Below are 18,447 nucleotides of genomic sequence, written 5' to 3' on the forward strand. Positions count from 1 at the left end.
ATGTCATACGAGGGTCCGCCCGCCGTCGACGTACAGCACCTGCCCGGTGACGAACGCCGACTCGTCGGAGGCGAGAAAGAGGACGGGCCCGGTCAGATCCCCGGGCCGGCCGAGGCGTCCGGCGGGGACGAGGGACTCCAGGGACGCGCGTACGCCGGGCCGGGCGAGGTAGGAACGGGTCAGCTCGGTCTCGGTGTAGCCGGGCGCAACGGCGTTGACGGTGACGCCAGTCGGCGCCCACTCGCGTGCCATCACCCGCATCAGCTGGTTCACCCCGCCCTTGGTCGCCGCGTACGGCGAGTGGTCCGCGTGCGCGAGGAGACCCGAGACGGAGGACAGGTACACGATCCGCCCGTACCCGGCGGGCACCATCACCGCGCCGACGGCCCGGCCCAGCCAGAAGGCGCTGTCGAGGTTGATCGCGGTGATCCGCTCCCACACCTCGTCGGGCGTCCCCAGCACCGGACGCCGGTCGTTGGCGCCCACCGCGTGCACGAACACGTCGATCCCGCCGAGGAGTTCGACCGTACGGCCGACAGCGGCACGGCAGGCGTCCGCCGAGGTGAGGTCGACGGCCAGCCCGCTGACGGAACCGGAGGTCTCCTGCTGGAGCCGGTCGAGTTTCGCCTTGTCGACGTCGAGGACGAGCACCGCCGCGCCCGCCCCGGCGAGTGCCCCGGCCACCGCGGCTCCGATGCCACCGGCGCCGGCGACCAGCGCTCGCGTTCCCGTGAAGTCCCATGTAGCGCGCATGGTCCGGACGGTAAGCCACGACATGGTTTGTGTCCACACTTGACGCGTCTATTGACGCTCAACCGCACCGTTGGCAGGCTGTCTGTCGACAGTTAAGGCCTGTGGATGGTTGAGTGAGGTCGGAGATTCGATGAAGCTGGTGACGTTCGACGAGGGACTGGTGGGGCGGCTCGACGGGGAGACCGTCGTGGAGCTGGAGGTGCCCTCGACACGTGCGTTCTTCGCGCACGAGGGCCAAGTCCGGGAAACTGGGCAGACGTTCGCGCTCGCGGATGTCCAGCTGCGCGCCCCGATCGTGCCGAAGAAGTTCTTCCACACGGCCGGCAACTTCCGTGAGCACCATGAGGACCTGGTCCGGGTCGACTGGTCCCACCCGGTCAACAAGGGCATCGTCTTCTTCCAGAACGTCGACGCGGTCATCGGCCCGGAGGAGCCGATCGTGTACCCCGCGAACCTCACCCAGGAACTCGACTACGAACTCGAACTCGCCATCGTCATAGGCAAACCCGGCAAGTTCTTCTCCGTCGAGGAGGCCGTCGAACACATCGCGGGCTATCTGGTGTTCAACGACATCACCGCGCGCGACATCCAGCGCCGGGAGATGGAGTCCGGCGTCTTCTCCTTCTCCAAGGCGATCGACACGTTCTGCCCGATCGGCCCCTACATCGTCACGGCGGACGAGATCGACGACCCGCACGACCTCGACATGGAACTCCGGGTCAACGGCGACGTACGCCAGAAGTCCAACACCTCGCGGATGTCCGTCTCGATCCCGCAGCTGGTCGCCTACCACTCCCCGCAGATCTACAGCGCGGGCGACATCATCACCACGGGCACGATCGCGGGCGTCGCCGCGAGCACCCCGGACCCCTTCGCGAACTACCTCAAGCCCGGTGACGTCGTCGAGGCCGAGATCGAGGGCCTGGGCGTGCTGCGCAACCCGGTGCTGTCCTGGAAGGACGCGTACGGCACCGAGGAGCCGCCCGCCGGACAGTGGGAAGCCTGAGTCGATGCGCATCGCCCAACTCGCCGGTCGTACCGTCCTGTTGACGGAAGAGGGCGCCATCCCGGTCCCCGCCGACCTCGCGCCCGACCTCTTCGCCCACTGGGACGACCTGCGCGAGTGGTCGAGATCCGCCAAGGGCGCCCGACCCTATGACCCGGCTGACCTCCAGGCTCCCGGCCTCCCCACCCCCCGCCAGATCTTCGCCGTAGCCCTCAACTACCGCCCCCACACGGCGGAGGCGGGCTACGAGGAACCGTCGGCTCCCCTCGTCTTCACCAAGTTCCCGACCTGTCTCACCGGCCCGAACACCACCGTCGAGCTGCCGCCGGGCAACGTCGACTGGGAGCTGGAACTGGTCGCGGTGATCGGCCGCGAGGCGCACAAGGTGCCCGTGGAGAAGGGCTGGGACCCGGTCGTGGCGCTCACCGTCGGCCAGGACCTGTCCGAGCGGATCAGTCAACTCGCGGGCAGACCAGCCCAGTTCTCGCTCGGCAAGTCACACCCCGGTTTCGGTCCGGTCGGTCCCGCCCTCGTCAGCCTCGACGAGATCGACGCCGCCGGGCATCGGGACGACCTGGAACTGACCTGCGAGCTGAACGGCGAGGTCGTCCAGTACGACCGCACGGCCAACATGATCTTCCCCGTCCCGCAACTGGTGTCGTACCTCAGTGAGTTCTGCACCCTGCTTCCCGGTGACCTGATCTTCACGGGCACCCCGGCGGGCGTCGGCAACCGGCGCGTGCCGCAGCGTTTCCTCACACCGGACGACGAACTGGTCAGCCGCATAGGGTCGGTGGGGGAGATGCGGCACCGCTTCCGGAGGACGGCCCCATGACCCGCACCCTCTTCACCGACGTCCAGATCTTCGACGGCACCGGAGGGGACCCCTTCCCGGCCGAGGTGCTCGTCGAGGGCAACCGCATCGCCGAGGTCTCCGACCGGCTCCCGCGTGACCTGCGCACCGGGGCCCGGGTCATCGACGGCGGCGGAGGCACCCTCCTCCCCGGTCTCGTCGACGCCCATGCCCACCTCGGCTTCGGCTCCACCGTCGAGCATCTGTCCCGGCGCCGCGACGAACCGCCCGAGGAAAAGGCCCTGTTGGTGGCCCACGCGGGCCGGGTCCTGCTCGATCACGGGATCACCAGCGCGTACTCCGGCGGCAACCGGCTGCCCGGTACGGAGATCGCGGCCCGCAAGGCGTTCGCCGAGGGCTGGATGCCGGGCCCGCGTCTGAAGGCCGCCTCCTGGGAGGGCAGCGCCGGCATGGTCGAGCCAGGCGTGTACGACTTCCCGGGCGTCGACGGCCGCGCCTCCGACCCGGAGTCGGTGTCCCGCTTCGTGGCAGGCATGGCCGAACTCGGCGTCGACATCGTCAAGTTGTCCCTCTCCGGAGAGAGCGCCGTCGTCCAGGGCACCTCGCGGATCGTGCAGTTCACGGACGAGGAGGTCGCCGCCGCCTCCCGTACGGCGGAGAAGCACGGCGTCTGGCTCACCGCCCACGCGCACGCCGCCGAGTCGATCAAAATGGCCGTACGGCACAGCATCCGCGCCGTCTACCACTGCACCTTCGCCGACGAGGAGGCCCTCGACCTCCTCGAAGCCGCCCGGGACCGGATCTTCGTCGCCCCGACCCCCGGCATCATCCACGCCAACCTCCACGAGGCCGGCGGCGAACCCGAACCCGGCATGGAGGTGGAGGCGACCGCCGAGGCCGTACGCCGGGTCGTGCCCGAGTTGGTCCGGCGAGGCATCCGCGTCGTCCCCGGCGGCGACTACGGCTTCGCCTGGAACCCGGTGGGCCGCAACCTCCGTGACCTCGAACTCTTCGTCGACTGGTTCGGCTTCACCCCGGCCGAGGCCCTGCGCGCGGCGACCGGGTACGGCGGTGAGGTGATGGGCCTCGGCGACCAACTCGGCCTGGTCCGGGCGGGGTTCCTCGCCGACCTCGTGCTCGTCGACGGCGACCCGCTGGCCGACATCCGCATCCTCCAGGACCGGGACCGGCTCGCGGTGATCATGAAGGACGGACGCCTGCACAAGCAGAGGACGGCCGGGTGACCGGCCAGATGACCGACCCGGCAATCCAGGCCCGTTCACGCTCCGGCCGACTGAAGGGGTGCTGGGAAGGAGAGGTGGCCGTCTTCCGAGGCATCCCCTTCGCGGCACCGCCCGTCGGCGAGCTGCGCTGGCGGCCACCGGCGGCGCCCGCCGCGTGGGACGGCGACCGTCCCGCGTACGACTTCGGCCCCGCGCCCCTGCAACCGCAGCCGCCCCGCGACTCGATCATGTTCCACACCAACTTCGCCGACCGGCGGGCCCTGGTGATGAGCGAGGACTGCCTCTACCTCAACGTCTGGACCCCGGAACCGGGCGGTGGCGGCCTGCCCGTGATGGTGTGGATCCACGGCGGCGGCAACCGCTACGGCCACGGCGGTCAGGAGATCCACGACGGCCGCTCGCTGGCCCGCCGGGGCGTGGTCGTCGTCACCCTCAACCACCGTCTGGGCGCCCTCGGTTTCCTCGCGCACCCCGGCCTGGCCGCCGAGGACGACCTCGGCGCGTCCGGCAACTACGGCCTCCTGGACATCGTCGCGGCCCTGACCTGGGTACGGGAGAACATCGCCCACTTCGGCGGCGACCCCGACCGCGTCACCCTCGCAGGCAACTCCGCCGGAGCCGCACACATCTGCCACCTCATGGCCTCGACCGTGGCCCGCCCCCTCTTCCGGGCCGCGATCGGCCAGAGCGCCTCGGGCATCGGCAGGGCGGAGGGCCCGCTCCCGGACCAGGCCACCGCACAGCGGCAAGGGCTGCGCTGGGCGGGGGAGTTCGGAGAGTCCGGAGGGCTCGGGGACCGGGACATCGCCGCGCTCCGCCGCATCGACGGCGTCGAGCTGGTCCTGAGGGGCCACTTCGGCCCGGTCGTCGACGGACGGGCCCTGACCGTCCCGAGCGACGACGTCTTCGCCGCCGGACACCAGCACGCCGTACCGCTGCTCGTCGGCACCAACTCCGACGAAGGGTCGGCGTACGCGACCCTGGACGCCGTACGCCGCCTGCCCGTCGAGCCCGGCACGGACGAGCTGTACCCCCTGCGGGACGGCGACCAAGTCCGCCGTACGGCACGCCGGTTCACCGGCGAGAGCCGTTTCACGTACCCCGTCTGGCACTGGGCGCGGGCCCACAGCACCGTCGCCCCGACCTGGATGTACCGCTTCACCCGTACGCCCCCACTGCCACCCGACCTCGACCTGGCACCGCCCCGCGACGGCCTCCCGGGATACGGCGTCCACCACACCGCCGAACTCCCGTACGCGTTCGACAACTTGGACGCCAGACCCTGGCCCTGGACCGAGGCCGACCGCACGCTGGCGCGAACCATGGCGGACACCTGGGTGCGCTTCATCGAGACGGGCGACCCCAACGGGACCGGGGCCCTGCCCAGTTGGCCCCGGTTCACCGGCGCGGAGGCGATGGTCTTCGGCGGTGGTATGACTCCCGCAGAGCCGGGGAGTGTCGAACGCCTTGACGCGATGCGGCTGCTGGCGACGCTGCCCCGCCCCCTCTGACGCCCCCTCCATCTCTAGTCCCCAGGAGATTTATCCCTTGGCACGACTCCCCGGCACCGAAGGGGTCGGCGAGATCGCCGACCGTATCCGCGCCCGCCGTGGCGGCGCACTCCGCCCCCTGGACGAAATGCTGCTGCACAGCCCCCAGTTGGCCGACGGCTGGAACAGTCTTCTCGGCGCCGTACGGCAGCGGATGGCGCTGCCCGCCGACATCCGGGAGCTGGTCGTCCTGCGGATCGCCGTCCTCAACCGGGCCCCGTACGAATGGACCGCGCACGAGGGCCCCGCGCGTGAAGCGGGCCTGGGGGACGCCGAGTTGGCCGCCCTGCGCGAGGAGAAGCCCGAGCTGGACGACGTACGCCGGTCACGGGTCATCGCGTACACCGACGCGATGACCCGCGACGTACACGTCCCGGACGAGCTGTTCGACGCCCTGCGGGACCACTTCACCGACGCGGAACTCGTCGAACTGACCGCCACCGTGGCCGCGTACAACATGGTGTCCCGCTTCCTGGTGGCCCTGGACGTGCGGGTGCCTACCGGGAACGCCCGGACCGGCGGAGGAAGTTGACCATCAGGTGGTTCCACTGCACGGACTGCTCCCAGTGCGGGTTGTGGCCCGACTCGCGGATCACATGGAACTCCACGTCCTGGATGTGCTGGGCGTTGAGCCGCATCAGCGACGGCGGGCTGTAGAGGTCGCCGTCACCGACGAGCAGCTGGACCGGCATGGTGAGGGTCTCCAGCAGGGCCCATGTCGTCGTGTGCGCGAGCGACTGGGGGAAGGCGTCGGCGGTCCTGGCGCGGGCGTTGATCTCCAGCCAGGCCGCCACTCCGTCCCGGTCGCCGCCCCGGTACGAGGGGCCCAACTCCTTGAAGTCGACCGGCATGTCGTCCCACGGGTCGGGCAGCAGCAACTGCTCCAGCTCCGCGTACTCCGCGTCCGTGACACCCATCTTGCTGCTGGAGACGGTGAGTCCGTACAGCCGGTCCCCGTACGACAGCGCGTAGTCGACGGCGACATAGCCGCCCGCCGCCGAACCGGAGAGGTGGAAGCGGTCCAGGCCGAGATGGTCGGCGAGGGTGTTCAGATCCCCGGAGGCGGTGTCGGACTCGGCGCGGGTGCCGGCCACGGAGCCGTACGCGCCGCGCCGCGAGTAGCCGATGACCCGGAAGCCCGCAGCGGAGAACACCGGTTGCTGATAGGGCCAGCTCTCGCCGCTGCCGGACCCGGGGTGGAGGAGGACCACGGGCTGACCGTCGCCCCCGGTGTCCCAGGCCCACAGGCTGCCGCCCCCGGCGACGGGCACCTGGTACTCGGTGACGGCGACCTGCTCGGGGACGGGTACGGGGGTCCAGGGCGCGGCCGGGCCGGATGCGGCTGTCGCCGCGCGTGCGGTGCCCGTACTCATGGCGGTGAGGCCTGCGAGCGCGGCACCGCCGACGACGGCACGGCGGCTGGGATCTCTCTGCATCGTTCCTCCTGAGATGTTGACGGGCGATCGGGCGTCTGTCGACAGAAGCCCGAGAAGTGGGATATATGTCGGCTGGAGAGTGGGATAGTGTCGACACCGTGCGTTGGCTGTGTGTCGCTCTGAGTCAGGGAGAATTGCCGGATGGCTGCCGAAGAGGATGAGGACACGCACGTCGTGGTGCTCGCGCGCCTGCTGCGCCTGCGGGACAGACGTGAGCCGTTGGTCGCGCAGATCGCCGAATGGGTGGGGTCGGGCATCATCGAGGGCCGGCTGGAGCCGGGCCAGGACCTCAACAGCGTTGATCTGTCACGCCGGTTCGACACCAGCCGTACGCCGGTGCGCGAGGCGCTGATGGTGCTCGAACAGGAGGGCCTGGTCGAGATGAAGGCGCGCCGCCGGCCCCGGGTCGCCGCGCCCTCCCTCCAGGACATCCGCGACATCTACCAGGTACGCCGCCAACTCCTGTCGATGCTGGCCGGGTTGCTCGTCGAGCGTGCCACAGACGAGGAGCTGGCCGAACTGCGGCTGCGGGTCGGGCGGATGCGGAAACTGGCCGACGACGGTGACGTGGACGCGTACTTCTGGAGCCATGTGCAGCTCCAGGAGCGGATGACCGAGATCGTCGGCAACAGCACCCTGAAGCAGATCCTCGACTCCCTGGCCCTGCGCACCCTGATGCTGCGTCACCTCAGCCTGACCCGTGCGGGCCGTCTCGCCTACAGCGTCGACGACCAGGAACGCCTGCTCCAGGCCTGCGAGGAGCGCAACGGGGAGCTGGCGTCGGCGCTGATCGCCGGGGCGACGGTCCGTGCGCTGCGGGCGGTGGAGGAGCAGTTGGAGCAGGACGCCGCCGGGCGCGGCCGGAAACCGACGCGTCGGCGCCGGGCGGCGGCTTCCTGAACGGAGACCTTGTGTACGAGGGTCTGGCGAACGGCGGTTTCCTGAGCGGCGATTGTCCGAACGGTGATTGTCCGAACGGCGGCTTCCTGAACGGCAGTTGTCCGAACGACAGTCTCCTGAACGGCGGTTGAGATCCGGCGCCCGTCTCACTTCGCCAATACCCCGCCGTCCACCGGGAAGTTGCCCCCGGTGACCCAGGCCGACTCGTCGGACGCCAGATAGACGGCGCACCAGGCGATGTCCTCGGGGGTGCCGACCCGGCCCAGCGGAATGCGGGCGAGCAGGGCCTCACGGGCGGCACCCTCGTGGGCGCCCGCCGACTCGGTGGCCGGGGTGCGGACCATGCCGGGGGAGATGGTGTTGGCCCGGATGCCCGCCGGGCCGCCCTCCACGGCGAGCTGGCGGGTCATCCCGAGCACCGCCGACTTGCCCGCGCAGTGGGCGACCATCCCGAAGGTCCCGCTGCCCCGAAAGGCGTTCACCGAGGCGAAGTTGACGATCGACCCACCGCCGGACGCCATCAGACGCGGCCAAGCGGCCCGCACCGGCAGAAAGACGACGTCGACCTCGCCACGCATCGTCGGCGTCCACTGTGCGTCGAAGTCCATCTCGGCGGCGGACGCCATGCGCGGGGCGATCGCACCGGCGGTGACCAGCGCGTCGACCCGCCCGTGCCGCTCGTACGCCTCGTCCGCGAACCGCCGCGCGTCGTCGGGGACGGTCATGTCGAGCGGCGCGAGCACCTCGACGCCCAACCCCCGCTCGGCGGCCAGCTTCCGGGTCCGCTCGGCCGCCGCCGGGTCGATGTCGCAGCCGACGACGGTCGCGCCCTGTGCGGCGAAGAGCAGTGCGCACCCCTGGCCGATCCCGGCGCCCGCACCGGTGACGAGAGCGACCTTGCCGGAGAGTCTGCCGGTCACTTGGTCCTCCTTGGTGGGGGTTGGCTTACGTGCCGACCTTCTTCCTAGTGTCGACACTATGGCCGAGTCAAGGGTTGGGTCATTGAATTCGCGCTCAACTGTCGACAGTGTGTGGGTCCTGAGGGTCGCGGCGGGGTGCCCCACGAGCCGAGGACGGTGAACGAGCGGCGCCCAGCCCCCAAGCCGGGCACCACTCGCCCACCCATGAATACGTACGAACACGTGCGAATAGCGGGTGAATGCCTGCGAACTGTGGTCAGGCGCAGGCGCCGGTGAAGACGTCCACCTCGTCGCCGCTGCTGCTCGCCACGACGAGATCCCGCGTTCCGTCGGACGTCAGATCGGCGGCTGCCGCCTCGTACGCGCCGGGTGCGGCCAGCTCGGTCAGCTCTTCCAGGGCGCCGCCCGAGGTGCCCTGGAAGACGGTGACCGAGTTCCCGTTGAGGGAGGAGACGAGGAGGTCCGTCACGTCGTCGCCGTCCAGGTCGGCGGAGTTGACCGCGACGGGGAGCGCGGGCGTCGTGTAGTCCACGGCGTCCTGGAAGGTGCCGTCGCCGTTCCCGGCGTACACCTCCAGGGTGTTGGAGCCGTTGCTGATGGTGGCCAGATCGACGGTCCCGTCCCCGTCGAAGTCGCCCTGGGCGATGGAGTAGAGCCGGTTGACACTGGCGTACTCCGTGACGTCGCCGAAGGTCCCGTCGCCGTTGCCGAGGGCCACACTGACCCCACCGGCGGTGGCGACGCTGGCGGTGGCGATGTCCAGGTCGCCGTCGCTGTCGAAGTCGGTGAGGACGAGCCCGTGCGGCCGGGTCACGGTCACCGCCTCGACATCGACGGTGAACGCCCCGGCCCCGTCGCCGAACAGCAGACTGACCCCGCCGCCCGACTCCTCGGCCACCGCCAGATCCAGCTTGCCGTCGTCGTCGAGATCACCGGCGACGAGGGAACGGGCGCCCGCGCCGACGGTGTACTGGGTGGAGGTCCCGAATGCCCCTCCACCGGTCCCGAGCAACACACTCACGGTGCCGCCGTTGAAGTCGGCGGTGGCGATGTCCGGGTTGCCGTCGTCGTCGAAGTCGGCGATCACCGACTGGTACGGGTGGGCGCCCACGGCGTACTCGGTGGCCGCGCCGAAGGTCCCGTCGCCGTTGCCCAGCAGCACGGACAGCGAGTTGCCGTCGTTGTTGGCGGCGACGACATCCGCGTTGCCGTCACCGTCGAGGTCCCCGGTGACCACGTGCCGGGGGTTGTCGCCGACGGCGGCGGAGGTGCCGGACTGGGTGAAGGAGAGGGAGCCCGTGCATTCGGCGGCGGCCGCGGTGAACGCCCCGGTCGCGGAGGCCATGGCCACGACGCTGGACCCGATGGCTAAGGCCCCGAGGGTGCCGGCGGCCAGGACACGACGGGCCCTGTATTTCTTGTGCCTGCGGTTCTCTGTCATGGGCACGGGAACCTAGGAGCCCCGCCTGTGATTGACGTGTCACGGGACAGTGGTTTCGCACAGTGCCGCCGCCGAGGCTGTGACGGTGAGGGTCGGGGCTACTGGAGATCGAGGACGGCCTTGCCGTGGAGGCGGCCGTCGAGCAGGGCTCCTACCGCCTCGGAATGGCGGGTCCAGGGGCCGCGCCAGCTGATGCCCGGATCGAGACGGCCCGCGGCGATCTCGCCGGCCAGCCAGGTCAGATCCGCGGAGTGGTCGGCGGCCGGGTCGCTGAAGAGGAAGAACGTGCGGATCGACCGGTCGTGCCGTCCCTCGGTGCCCACCAGGGCGTCGGCCGGCAGCACCGAGTCGGTCCCGGCGGAGCGGCCCACGCTGAAGAGGGTGCCGCCGGCCGACAACAGGGCGAAGGCGTCCACGAGTTGCTGTCCGCCGACGTTGTCGAGCACGGCCGACACGGGCTGCTTCACGGCGGCCGGGTCGGGGTGGACCTCGTGGGCGCCCAGGGCCCGCAGTCCGTCCGCCTGGGCCGGGTTCCGGCTGACGGCGACGACGTGCGCGCCCGCACGGGCGGCCAGCTGGACGGCGTACCGCCCGACACCGCCGGAAGCACCGGTGACCAGCACACGGCGGCCGAGCAGCGAGCCCATCCGGCGCAGCACGTGCAGGGCGCTCAGCCCGGCCACGGGGATGGTGCTCAGCGCGCCGGGGTCGGTGTCCTTCGGCGCGGTGCCGACCAGGACGGTGGGGGTGGCCCGCAGCTCGGCCCAGCCGGACTCGCCGAGGGTGACGACCCGCTCGCCCTCGGCCGGCCCCGAGCCGTCGGCGGCGGCCCGGACGACCACTCCGGCCGCGTCCCAGCCGAGCACGGTCCCGTCCGGCATCGCCGGATCGGCCGCCCCGTGGAAGACCTCCCCGAAGTTCAGCGAGACCGCCTCGACGCGGATGAGCGCCTCATGGGCGGCGGGCCGCGGGTCGGGGACGTCCGTCAGCGACAGATGTCCGGGCGAGGTGTGGTCGACGGCGAGTGCGCGCACGGGAAAACCCTTCGAGGAAGCGTGAGTTGCTTAAAGTGCCACAGTGTGGCGTTTGCTCTATTGGAGCATACGCGCGATCTCGGCGCACTTGGTAAGGTGGCTGTCGATGACCACCTCGACCGCTCCTGTCGCCCCCGAAGAGCCCGTCACCCTGCGGGAACGCAAGAAGCTGCGCACGCGCCAGGCGCTGGCCGACACCGCCGTCACGCTCTTCGCCGAACGTGGGTTCGACAGCACTCCGCTGGACGCGCTGCTCGATCAGGTGGAGGTGTCCCGGCGGACCTTCTTCCGCAACTTCCGCTCCAAGGAGGACGTGGCGTTCACCGCCGCCAAGCAGCTCTGGGCCGTCTACCTGGAGGTCCTGGACGACGGCGGTACGGAGAGGTCCGGGCCGCTGGCCGACGTCCTGCTCCACGCCATGCTGGCCACCCTGGAGCGCATGGACGAGGACTGGTACCGGCGCTTCCCTCTCACCCTCCGGATGGTCGCCGACTCACCGGCTCTCGACGGCTACGCGCTGCGCCACTGCGCCGAGGTCCAAGCAGAGATCGCCCGCCGGTTCGACGGCCAGAACCGCCTCGAACTACGGCTCCTCATCGAGTTCTTCGTGGCCACCTGGCGCTGCACCCTGGACGAATGGCTCCCCGACTGCGCCCCGGGCGAACTCCCCGGACTCCTGCGGCTGTCCTGTTCGTCGATGAACTCGGCCCTCGCCCTGGAGGCGTGAGCCCATTCCCGGCCGAGACCGGGGCCGGGGCGCCACACGAACCGGTACGTGAACTCGTGCTGGTGGCAGGCCTGAGCCACGCGGACATCGCCCTCGTCCACCGAGAGGCCCTACGGGCGTTGCGCTCCGGCATCGACACGGCTCACCTGGACGCGTACGGCGACGACCCCGGGATGGCCATCGGCGTCGACGTCAGGGACGACGAGCAGTTCGAGCTGCTGGTGTGACCTGGCGCCGTACACCATCAACGCGGAGGCGCTGCGGGGAGACCGGCAGGTCTTCTGCGCCAACGACCCGGGGACCTCGCTGTGGCCGGCGGTCACACGGGAACAGGAGGCGCAACTGCGAGGTCGGCTGGACGAGTTGGGGATCCCGGCGGGCCTACTCGCCGACCCTTCGCCGCGCCGCCCCGGACGTCGGAGCGGTCGCCGACGGAGGCGAACTCCGGCACGTGACCCGCGCCCGCGACCTCAGCCGATGGCGGCCGGCTTCTCCCACACCGACACGTGCTTCGTGCTCTCGTGCGTGAACGGCTCCCGCGTCCACCCCTGCCACCGCTCACGCAGTCGCATCCCGGCCAACTGGGCCATCAGATCCAGCTCGGACGGCCAGACATACCGGAACGGAATGGACCGGTAGGACCCGCGACCGTCCACCACCCGCACGTAGTTCGAGCTGGTGTTCTGGGTGGCGACGTCGTACACGTCGAAGGCCCAGCGCGTCGGGCTCGCGTGGTACGGCACGATGTTCTGCCCGGGCGGCAGGCTCCGCAACTTGGGCACGTTGACCTCGATGACGAAGGTCCCGCCGGGCGCCAACTGCGCCGCGACATTGCGGAAACACGCGACCTGCGCCTCCTGCGAGGTCAGATTCATGATCGTGTTGTAGACGAGGTACGCGACGGAGAACTCCCCGTCGGTCGTCCCGGCCCGCGTCGCCGAGAAGTCCCCGTACGTCACCCCGATCGCGTCCCCGCCCGGCTTGGCCCGCATCCGCGCGACCATCGCCCGGGACATGTCGATCCCGTGCACCTCGACCCCGCGCCGCGCCAACGGCAACGCGATACGCCCGGTCCCGATCCCGAGTTCGAGGGCCCGCCCTTCACCGGCCGGCCCGGTCAACTCGGCCAGCCCGGCCAGGAATTCGGCGGTCGGCTCGACGGTGGCGGGGGTGAACATGTCGTCGGCGGGGTCGTCGTACTTCGCGGCTACTGATGCGCCGAAGTAGCCGTCCTCGTGGTCGTCTTCGGCTGGGCCTGCGGTGGTTCCGGCGTCTGAGGAAGTCACCGGCGGACCGTACTGCGGGGGTCAGCGGCGCCGCACCTCAATTTCCTGGTGCCGGACAAGGAAGTCGGTGTTGTCCGCCCACTGGTCCACGCTTCCGGTCAGGGGCATCGCCCGCAGCTCGGGATCGGTGATCGTCCGCGCGAGCGCCCTTGCGAACCGCTCCGCGTGCAGCACCTGGAACGGCCGGCTGTGGTACGGCCGTCGCGTCGGGTCCACCGGCTCCGCGAGGCCCGTACGGTTCTGCAGCGCGCCCACGATCTCGTACGCGTCGCACAGATGCCGTTCCCGGGACGAGTACTCCGCCGCCGTCACCGCTCCTTGGAGAGAGGGCAACAGCCGCTCCGCCACCGGCAGTTGACCGAAGGCACTTCCCAGCCATTTCCCGTACGGCGCATACCGCCGGCCCAGCAGCAGACACAGCCGCATCAGGTCCCGCACGAGCCGGCCCGCCACCACGGCCGAGCCGAGTTCGTCACCGACCTCCGCGCAGCGCCCGACGAACGCCTCCTCCTGGGACACGCGCTGCCACTGGCAGGCCAGCAGGTACCGCCACACCTGATACGGGTACCACGCCAGTTGCCGCCGTGCGGCCGTGAGCGTTCCGAGCCCGTCGTGGAAGACGGCACCGCCGGTCACCTCGGCGAGCTTCTGCTGGGGCAGGGCGAGCCAGTCGGTGGTTGTCAGCCCCAAGGCCCCCGCGCCAAAGCCCAGTTGCGAGTCCAGCCATCCGTCGACATCGCTCACGGAGACCCGGTGGTTCACCGGCCCCTCGGTCAACTCCATGACACCCACCGGGTCTTCCGGGGTGCCCGGCCGGAAGTGCGTCGGCCAGCCCCGTACTCGCTTGGGCAGCTGCTCGCTCAGGAGCCGGCGCAATCCAGCTCCGTGAGCGGCGACGGCGTCCGCCGGGAGGAAGAGATCCAGCCGTGGCCCCCACTCGTGATCCGCCGACCTCGGGCTGTCGAAGCCCAGCACCTCGGACCCGGTACCGACCCGGGCGGCGGCGTACGCGAGCCCCGGGTGTTCCCGATCGAGAATCGGCCGCACGGCCTCCGTATAGAAGATCCGTGACAACTCGAGTCCGGGCAGGAACTCAGGATCAGGCGCGGTCATGCGATCACTGTGCCCCGCGCGACAGTACGCCACTCTCATGCAAGCACGCTTGCTTGTTTCTGGTGTCGCTGCCATGCTGCGGGCACGGACCGCACCACGCCGCAACGCCCGGCACGCCGTCGTGCCCGAAAGGAAGCGCCCGTGTCCGACCCGTCGGCCGTGATCGACGATCTGTGTGAGGAAGGCGCCCAACTCGACCGACTGGTCGCCGAGTTGGGCAGCGAACAGTGGGCCCTCGACACCCCCGCCCCCGGCTGGACCGTCGCCCACCAGATCGCGCACCTCGCCTGGACCGACCACTCCTCCGTGCTGGCCCTGACCGACCGGGCCGCCTTCGACCAGGAGGTGGAGAAGGCGCTGATCCTGCCCGGGGACTTCGTGGACAACGGCGCCGAAGAGGGGGCCGGGAAGCCGCCCGCGCAGCTGCTCGCGGACTGGCGGGCCGGACGTGAGGCCCTCGCGGACGCCCTGCGCGCGGCACCCGACGGGGCGCGGTTCCCCTGGTACGGGCCTCCGATGTCCACCGCCTCCATGGCGACCGCCCGCCTGATGGAGACCTGGGCCCACGGCCTGGACGTTGCCGACGCCCTGGGCGTGCCCCGGATCGTCGCCACCGCCCGCCTCCGGCACATCGTCCGACTCGGTGTCCGCACCCGCGACTTCGCGTTCGGCGTGCATGGGCTGACCCCGCCGTTCGACGAGTTCAGCATCGAACTCGTCGGCCCGGCAGGGGAGTTGTGGACGTACGGTCCCGAGGACGCGAAGCAGGCGGCCGGCCGGGTCACCGGCCCCGCACTCGACTTCTGCCTCCTCGTCACCCAACGCGCCCACCGCACCGACCTCGACCTCCATGCCGAAGGCTCCGACGCCGACCAGTGGCTCGACATCGCCCAGGCCTTCGCGGGTCCGTCGGGCAACGGCCGTGCACCGAAGGGGAGTACGCGGTGACAGTCCCCCTCCGGATAGGCAACGCCTCCGGCTTCTACGGCGACCGGTTCGACGCCATGCGCGAGATGCTCACCGGCGGCCAACTCGACGTCCTCACCGGCGACTACCTCGCCGAGCTGACCATGCTCATCCTCGGCCGCGACCGTCTCAAGGACCCGTCGGCCGGGTACGCCCGCACCTTCCTACGGCAGTTGGAGGAGTGCCTCGGGCTCGCCCATGAGCGCGGGGTACGGATCGTCGCCAACGCGGGCGGCCTCAACCCGGCCGGACTCGCGGACGCCGTAAGGAAGTTGGCGGACCGGCTCGGCATCCCCGCCCGCGTCGCCCACGTCGAGGGCGACGACCTCACCGCCCGACACCCCAACAGCCTTGCCGCACACGCCTACTTGGGCGCCTTCGGCATAGCCGCCTGTCTGCGCGAGGGCGCGGACGTCGTCGTCACCGGCCGGGTCACCGACGCGGCCCTGGTCGCCGGGCCCGCCGCCGCCCACTTCGGCTGGGGGCCGGAGGACCACGACCGGCTCGCGGGTGCCGTGGTCGCCGGGCATGTGCTGGAGTGCGGTACGCAGGCCACGGGCGGCAACTACGCGTTCTTCGGGGCCGGGGACGTGCGCCGACCGGGCTTCCCGCTCGCCGAACTCCACGCCGACGGCAGCAGCGTGATCACCAAACACCCCGGCACGGGCGGCTTCGTCGACGTCGGCACGGTCACCGCGCAACTGCTGTACGAGACCCAGGGCGCCCGGTACGCCGGACCCGACGTCACCGCCCGGCTGGACACCGTACGCCTCGCCCAGGACGGACCCGACCGGGTGCGGATCACCGGCGTCCGAGGGGAGGTGCCGCCACCCACCCTCAAGGTCGGCCTCAACCGGCTCGGCGGTTTCCGCAACGAGGTCGCCTTCGTCCTCACCGGACTCGACATCGAGGCCAAGGCGGCCCTGGTGCGCGAGCAGATGGCCGACGCCCTCGCCAAGTCGCCACCGCGTGAGGTGCGTTGGGAGCTGGTGCGGACCGACCGCCCCGACGCCGACACCGAGGAGACCGCGAGCGCCCTGCTCCGGCTCGTCGTACGCGACCCCGAACAGGCCGTAGTCGGACGGGCATTGAGCGGTGCCGCCGTCGAACTCGCCCTCGCCAGCTACCCCGGCTTCCATGTCCTGGCCCCACCCGGCAAGGGCTCCCCGTACGGCGTCTTCGAGGCCGATCGTGTCCCCCAGGACGAGGTCGACCACCTGGCCGTCCTGCCCGACGGCCGCCGTATCCCCGTACCCCCACCGCAGGACACCCTCGTACTGCGGGACCTGCCGGAACCGCCCCTGCCGGACCCGCTGCCCCCCGGCCCGACCCGCCGTGCCCCCCTCGGCCTGCTCGCCGGCGCCCGCAGCGGCGACAAGGGCGGCAACGCCAACGTCGGTGTCTGGGCACGCACGGACGAGGCATGGCGCTGGCTGGCCCACGCCCTCACCACCACCCTCTTCCGCGAACTGCTCCCGGAGACAGCCGACTTGACCGTCGTACGACACACCCTCCCGCACCTCCGCGCCCTCAACTTCACCGTCGAGGGCATCCTCGGCGAGGGCGTCGCCGCGCAGCACCGCTTCGATCCGCAGGCCAAGGCGCTCGGCGAATGGCTGCGCTCCCGGCACGTAGACATACCGGAGGCCCTCCTGTGACGGTCCTGAACTCGGCGCTCGACCCGGCCACCGCCGACCACACCTCGCACCGCGACTCCATGCTCGCCAAGCTCGCCGACCTGGACGCCGAGCACGCGAAGGCGGTGGCCGGGGGCGGGCCCAAGTACGTCGAACGGCACCGCAAGCGCGGCAAGTTGCTCGCCCGCGAACGCATCGAGCTGCTCCTCGACCCCGACACCCCCTTCCTGGAGCTGTCGCCGCTCGCGGCCTGGGGGAGCGAGTACGCGGTCGGGGCGTCGCTCGTCACCGGTATCGGGGTCGTCGAGGGCGTGGAGTGCCTGATCACGGCCAACGACCCGACCGTGCGCGGCGGCGCCAGCAATCCCTGGAGCCTGAAGAAGGCCCTGCGCGCCAACGACATCGCGCTCGCCAACCGGCTGCCCTGCATCAGCCTCGTCGAGTCCGGCGGCGCGGATCTCCCGTCCCAGAAGGAGATCTTCATCCCCGGCGGGGCCGTCTTCCGCGACCTCACCCGGCTCTCCGCCGTCGGAATCCCCACGGTCGCGGTCGTGTTCGGCAACTCCACGGCCGGCGGGGCGTACATCCCCGGCATGTCCGACCACGTGATCATGGTCAAGGAACGCGCCAAGGTGTTCCTCGGCGGGCCGCCCCTCGTCAAGATGGCAACCGGCGAGGAGAGCGACGACGAGTCGCTCGGCGGCGCCGAGATGCACGCGCGCGTGTCGGGCCTCGCGGACTACTTCGCCCTCGACGAGCACGACGCCCTGCGCCAGGCCCGCCGCGTCGTGGCCCGCCTCAACCACCGCAAGGCGTACGCCGATCCGGCTCCGGCGGAGCCCCCCAAGTACGACCCGGAGGAGTTGTTGGGGATCGTCCCCGGTGACCTCCGCACGCCCTTCGACCCCCGCGAGGTCATCGCCCGTATCGTCGACGCCTCCGACTTCGACGAGTTCAAGCCCCTGTACGGGACCAGCCTCGTCACCGGCTGGGCGGCGCTGCACGGCTACCCGGTCGGCATCCTCGCCAACGCCCAGGGCGTCCTCTTCAGCGAGGAGTCCCAAAAGGCGGCCCAGTTCATCCAGTTGGCCAACCAGCGCGACATCCCCCTCCTCTTCCTCCACAACACCACCGGCTACATGGTCGGCAAGGAGTACGAGCAGGGCGGCATCATCAAGCACGGCGCGATGATGATCAACGCGGTCTCCAACTCCCGTGTCCCGCACCTCTCGGTCCTCATGGGTGCCTCGTACGGCGCCGGCCACTACGGCATGTGCGGCCGCGCCTACGACCCCCGCTTCCTCTTCGCCTGGCCCAGCGCCAAGTCGGCGGTGATGGGCCCGCAGCAACTGGCGGGCGTGCTCTCGATCGTGGCCCGGCAGTCGGCCGCCGCCAAGGGACTGCCGTACGACGAGGAGGGCGACGCGGCTCTCCGGGCCATGGTGGAGCAGCAGATCGAGTCCGAATCGCTCCCCATGTTCCTCTCCGGGCGGCTGTACGACGACGGCGTCATCGACCCGCGCGACACCCGCACCGTCCTCGGCCTGTGCCTCTCCGCGATCCACACCGCCCCCTACGAGGGCGCCCGCGGTGGCTTCGGCGTCTTCCGAATGTGAGGAA

18 protein-coding genes are annotated in these 18,447 nt (G+C 70.8%); 11 read left to right on the top strand and 7 right to left on the bottom strand.

Going from position 1 to position 18,447, the window contains the following annotated elements:
- Positions 1-3: 3 nt before the first annotated feature.
- Positions 4-753 (bottom strand): SDR family NAD(P)-dependent oxidoreductase, encoded by a 750-nt coding sequence (locus ACFYXF_RS22610; RefSeq protein ID WP_389351685.1) that lies wholly within the window; start codon positions 751-753, stop codon positions 4-6.
- Positions 754-883: 130 nt separating this feature from the next.
- Between ACFYXF_RS22610 and ACFYXF_RS22615 the strand changes: the two genes are divergently transcribed.
- From ACFYXF_RS22615 to ACFYXF_RS22635, 5 genes are read left to right on the top strand one after another with little or no spacing between them, the layout of a single operon-like run.
- Positions 884-1,759, top strand: coding sequence for a fumarylacetoacetate hydrolase family protein (locus ACFYXF_RS22615; RefSeq protein ID WP_389351687.1), 876 nt, complete (start codon positions 884-886; stop codon positions 1,757-1,759).
- Between the two features lie 4 nt (positions 1,760-1,763).
- A complete protein-coding gene (locus ACFYXF_RS22620) occupies positions 1,764-2,594 on the top strand; it encodes a fumarylacetoacetate hydrolase family protein (protein ID WP_389351689.1) in 831 nt (276 codons plus the stop codon).
- Positions 2,591-3,817 (top strand): amidohydrolase family protein, encoded by a 1,227-nt coding sequence (locus tag ACFYXF_RS22625; protein WP_389351691.1) that lies wholly within the window; start codon positions 2,591-2,593, stop codon positions 3,815-3,817. Before ACFYXF_RS22620 ends, ACFYXF_RS22625 begins: the two co-directional genes overlap by 4 nt.
- Before the next feature lie 8 nt (positions 3,818-3,825).
- Complete coding sequence (locus tag ACFYXF_RS22630; RefSeq protein ID WP_389351693.1) at positions 3,826-5,328, top strand: carboxylesterase/lipase family protein; 1,503 nt, start codon at positions 3,826-3,828, stop codon at positions 5,326-5,328.
- A 37-nt stretch (positions 5,329-5,365) separates the two neighbouring features.
- On the top strand, positions 5,366-5,899 hold the full coding sequence (locus tag ACFYXF_RS22635; protein ID WP_389351695.1) for a carboxymuconolactone decarboxylase family protein: 534 nt from the start codon (positions 5,366-5,368) through the stop codon (positions 5,897-5,899).
- Here ACFYXF_RS22635 and ACFYXF_RS22640 read toward each other — a convergent pair.
- The gene (locus tag ACFYXF_RS22640; RefSeq protein ID WP_389351697.1) at positions 5,865-6,803 is read right to left on the bottom strand and encodes an alpha/beta fold hydrolase; all 939 of its coding nucleotides are present in this window, start codon (positions 6,801-6,803) and stop codon (positions 5,865-5,867) included. The genes ACFYXF_RS22635 and ACFYXF_RS22640 overlap by 35 nt on opposite strands.
- A gap of 141 nt (positions 6,804-6,944) precedes the next feature.
- Between ACFYXF_RS22640 and ACFYXF_RS22645 the strand changes: the two genes are divergently transcribed.
- Positions 6,945-7,703 carry a GntR family transcriptional regulator gene (locus tag ACFYXF_RS22645; RefSeq protein ID WP_389351699.1) on the top strand — a complete coding sequence of 253 codons (759 nt, stop codon included), beginning with the start codon at positions 6,945-6,947 and terminating at the stop codon, positions 7,701-7,703.
- A gap of 146 nt (positions 7,704-7,849) precedes the next feature.
- On the opposite strand, the gene ACFYXF_RS22650 is transcribed toward ACFYXF_RS22645, so the two are convergent.
- From ACFYXF_RS22650 to ACFYXF_RS22660, 3 genes are all read right to left on the bottom strand, one after another.
- Positions 7,850-8,623: an SDR family NAD(P)-dependent oxidoreductase gene (locus tag ACFYXF_RS22650; protein WP_389351701.1), complete on the bottom strand. Its 774-nt coding sequence runs from the start codon at positions 8,621-8,623 to the stop codon at positions 7,850-7,852.
- 256 nt (positions 8,624-8,879) lie between these two features.
- Positions 8,880-9,968, bottom strand: coding sequence for an FG-GAP repeat domain-containing protein (locus tag ACFYXF_RS22655; RefSeq protein ID WP_389351703.1), 1,089 nt, complete (start codon positions 9,966-9,968; stop codon positions 8,880-8,882).
- A gap of 194 nt (positions 9,969-10,162) precedes the next feature.
- Entirely contained in the window at positions 10,163-11,098 is a 936-nt protein-coding gene (locus tag ACFYXF_RS22660; protein WP_389351704.1) for a zinc-binding dehydrogenase, read from the bottom strand.
- A gap of 106 nt (positions 11,099-11,204) precedes the next feature.
- On the opposite strand from ACFYXF_RS22660, the gene ACFYXF_RS22665 reads away from it, so the two are divergent.
- A complete protein-coding gene (locus ACFYXF_RS22665) occupies positions 11,205-11,825 on the top strand; it encodes a TetR/AcrR family transcriptional regulator (protein WP_389351706.1) in 621 nt (206 codons plus the stop codon).
- A complete protein-coding gene (locus ACFYXF_RS22670; protein ID WP_389351708.1) occupies positions 11,822-12,052 on the top strand; it encodes a hypothetical protein in 231 nt (76 codons plus the stop codon). Before ACFYXF_RS22665 ends, ACFYXF_RS22670 begins: the two co-directional genes overlap by 4 nt.
- A 243-nt stretch (positions 12,053-12,295) precedes the next feature.
- Here the strand turns inward: ACFYXF_RS22670 and ACFYXF_RS22675 are convergent, their stop codons facing one another.
- The gene (locus ACFYXF_RS22675) at positions 12,296-13,111 is read right to left on the bottom strand and encodes a class I SAM-dependent DNA methyltransferase (protein WP_389351709.1); all 816 of its coding nucleotides are present in this window, start codon (positions 13,109-13,111) and stop codon (positions 12,296-12,298) included.
- 21 nt (positions 13,112-13,132) lie between these two features.
- Positions 13,133-14,224, bottom strand: coding sequence for a DUF4037 domain-containing protein (locus ACFYXF_RS22680; protein ID WP_389351711.1), 1,092 nt, complete (start codon positions 14,222-14,224; stop codon positions 13,133-13,135).
- 141 nt (positions 14,225-14,365) lie between these two features.
- Between ACFYXF_RS22680 and ACFYXF_RS22685 the strand changes: the two genes are divergently transcribed.
- From ACFYXF_RS22685 to ACFYXF_RS22695, 3 genes are read left to right on the top strand one after another with little or no spacing between them, the layout of a single operon-like run.
- The gene (locus ACFYXF_RS22685) at positions 14,366-15,172 is read left to right on the top strand and encodes a TIGR03084 family metal-binding protein (RefSeq protein ID WP_389351712.1); all 807 of its coding nucleotides are present in this window, start codon (positions 14,366-14,368) and stop codon (positions 15,170-15,172) included.
- Positions 15,169-16,848, top strand: coding sequence for an acyclic terpene utilization AtuA family protein (locus ACFYXF_RS22690; RefSeq protein ID WP_389351713.1), 1,680 nt, complete (start codon positions 15,169-15,171; stop codon positions 16,846-16,848). Before ACFYXF_RS22685 ends, ACFYXF_RS22690 begins: the two co-directional genes overlap by 4 nt.
- On the top strand, positions 16,845-18,443 hold the full coding sequence (locus ACFYXF_RS22695) for an acyl-CoA carboxylase subunit beta (RefSeq protein WP_389351715.1): 1,599 nt from the start codon (positions 16,845-16,847) through the stop codon (positions 18,441-18,443). The genes ACFYXF_RS22690 and ACFYXF_RS22695 overlap by 4 nt, the downstream gene beginning before the upstream one ends.
- Positions 18,444-18,447 lie beyond the last annotated feature (4 nt).

Source organism: Streptomyces sp. NPDC002680 (genome assembly GCF_042889145.1).
Taxonomy (GTDB): domain Bacteria; phylum Actinomycetota; class Actinomycetes; order Streptomycetales; family Streptomycetaceae; genus Streptomyces; species Streptomyces adonidis.

What these genes read in the sequence shown, in the direction of transcription:
- ACFYXF_RS22610 (WP_389351685.1), bottom strand. Translation starts at nt 753, where the DNA reads ATGCGCGCTACATGGGACTTCACGGGAACGCGAGCGCTGGTCGCCGGC.
- ACFYXF_RS22615 (WP_389351687.1), top strand. Translation starts at nt 884, where the DNA reads ATGAAGCTGGTGACGTTCGACGAGGGACTGGTGGGGCGGCTCGACGGG.
- ACFYXF_RS22620 (WP_389351689.1), top strand. Translation starts at nt 1,764, where the DNA reads ATGCGCATCGCCCAACTCGCCGGTCGTACCGTCCTGTTGACGGAAGAG.
- ACFYXF_RS22625 (WP_389351691.1), top strand. Translation starts at nt 2,591, where the DNA reads ATGACCCGCACCCTCTTCACCGACGTCCAGATCTTCGACGGCACCGGA.
- ACFYXF_RS22630 (WP_389351693.1), top strand. Translation starts at nt 3,826, where the DNA reads ATGACCGACCCGGCAATCCAGGCCCGTTCACGCTCCGGCCGACTGAAG.
- ACFYXF_RS22640 (WP_389351697.1), bottom strand. Translation starts at nt 6,803, where the DNA reads ATGCAGAGAGATCCCAGCCGCCGTGCCGTCGTCGGCGGTGCCGCGCTC.
- ACFYXF_RS22645 (WP_389351699.1), top strand. Translation starts at nt 6,945, where the DNA reads ATGGCTGCCGAAGAGGATGAGGACACGCACGTCGTGGTGCTCGCGCGC.
- ACFYXF_RS22655 (WP_389351703.1), bottom strand. Translation starts at nt 9,968, where the DNA reads ATGGCCTCCGCGACCGGGGCGTTCACCGCGGCCGCCGCCGAATGCACG.
- ACFYXF_RS22665 (WP_389351706.1), top strand. Translation starts at nt 11,205, where the DNA reads ATGACCACCTCGACCGCTCCTGTCGCCCCCGAAGAGCCCGTCACCCTG.
- ACFYXF_RS22680 (WP_389351711.1), bottom strand. Translation starts at nt 14,224, where the DNA reads ATGACCGCGCCTGATCCTGAGTTCCTGCCCGGACTCGAGTTGTCACGG.